Raw genomic sequence first — 1,907 nt, 5'->3', positions numbered from 1 at the left:
ATCACAAATGAGACAAAAGCGAAAGGCGATGTCTCTTAGGCCCCGGGCCGGCTAAGATGACGTCGTCTTCGCGGTGAAAAGCGACCAGACCCTGGTCATGGCCTGGTCCTCGAAAACACGCATAAACTGCAAGGAAAATACGGTGAGAAAAGCGAACTTAGCCTTGAGCTTTTGGCTGTCTAGCTCAGTCTTTGTGCAAGCCCAGACCCGCTGCGCCAGCCAAAAGCCCAGTCCTTAGCAAGTGCATACTGCTTCAGAGGCCAGGGCATATCCCCATTCGGTTTTCACTGGATCGTTTGGGATTCCGCTCCGTACTACTTATTACATCAGAACGGTTCCGGCTATGGTTTGGCGCCTGGAAGCGCCAGCCTTCCGTTTTGTTTTTGTTAATCCCTAAAATAGCAAATATTCCCAGACCCCAGAGGGCGATGAACCATAGCCGTTGTTGTGTGTTCGGTTTTAACCCTTATCGGACTCTAAACTGTCCATAGTTAAAATAATTTCCGACTCAATTAATTCAGGTTCATAAATACCAGAATCGTAAAGAAAACTAATTTGATAATTTTCGACAGCAGCTAAGGAAATGTCTAGTTTATTCCATGTGCCTGTGTCTGCAATTGAGAACCATTTAGAAAATAGCCTCGCCCGGAAGATTTGTTTGCCACCTTCAATGTCACATAGGTAGTGCAGTACACAACTAGGATTTTGCTTAATAAATTCAAGAATAATATGAAGAATTGTTGAAGAGACTTTGCTGTCTGTTCTTCTTTTATTTCCATTTTCCTCTAGAAAATCTAAAGAAAATAAATTATCTAATGGATAATTCATTGTTCCCATTTTTTTAAAGGAAACAATATAGGTTAGTGAAAAATCAGTTGTAAAAATAAAAAAAGGGCCATCTTCGCCCTTTTCCTCTATATATTCATACATTAAATTCTAATTCTTCTTACGGGATTCTTTTACTTTTTTTACAATTTTCTCCCTGTGGTTGTCTTTCATAGCAACCATTTTTTTGACTACCGCTACGGTTCTTTCGTTTCCTTGAATAGTGGTCGAACGGATCATTTGTTTAAATTTTCTACATCAAAAGTACAAAATATGTGCCAATCTATAAACAACTATTAACATAAATTATTGTCAATTAATTGAATTTTAAGCATTTGGAAATTTTTCTTTCGTGATCCAAAACTGACACACAACGGTTCCGGCTATGGCCCGGCGCCTGCACGCCTGAGTCTTCCGTTTTTGTTTTGTTAATCCCGAAAATAGCAAATAATCCCAGACCCTCGAGGGCGATGAACCATAGCCGTTGTTGTCATTAGTTAAGTAATGATATGGGTAGACCTCACTCAGAATCACTACTTACCTGATTACCCTTCCAAAGAGGACTTGCGATTTTAATCAGATAAAGAATAGCTAGAAAAGCAAATATCCCAGCCGTCCAATAACTACCTTTTAAATAGTAATTGATTCCGCCTGCTATACCCACAAATAGCCAAATGAAGTCAGTTAAAATATTTCCTTTGAATAGCTTTTTAAGCATTTCCATTTTTAGATAATTAATGACAACGGTCTCGGCTATGGTTTGACGCCTGGAGGCGCCAACCTTTCCGTATTGTTTTGTTAATCTCTAAAATAGCAAATAATCCTAGACCTCAGAGGGCGATAAACCATAGCCGTTGTTGTAACACGTTATTTTTTAAGTTTTATATTTTTCAAATCCACTTTAAATGCTAATTCATTATCAATTTCAATTAATTCCCCATTTCGGTCATAAAATTCTACAAATGCAGTTTTGTTATCAATCAACTCCATAACAGTTCCTGTAGTCCCAGTTTCTATCCCGTTTTGAAGGGTCTTCTTCGGGCTAACCTTTCTATAAAGCCATTTTTTTGCAATCCTTTTTC

At 38.5% G+C, this 1,907-nt stretch carries 2 protein-coding genes; both read right to left on the bottom strand.

Going from position 1 to position 1,907, the window contains the following annotated elements; translation table 11 throughout:
• Positions 1-459: 459 nt before the first annotated feature.
• Complete coding sequence (locus GWK09_RS14835) at positions 460-930, bottom strand: DUF6169 family protein (protein WP_163694252.1); 471 nt, start codon at positions 928-930, stop codon at positions 460-462.
• Between the two features lie 762 nt (positions 931-1,692).
• The coding region (locus GWK09_RS14825) for a hypothetical protein (protein WP_204260491.1) at positions 1,693-1,907 on the bottom strand (215 nt) is incomplete at its 5' end.

It is taken from the genome of Muriicola jejuensis (genome assembly GCF_010671595.1).
In the GTDB taxonomy this organism is placed as follows: Bacteria; Bacteroidota; Bacteroidia; order Flavobacteriales; family Flavobacteriaceae; genus Muriicola; species Muriicola jejuensis.
Note: the sequence above shows the minus strand (reverse complement) of the source record. Positions and strands in the feature narration are given on the sequence as shown.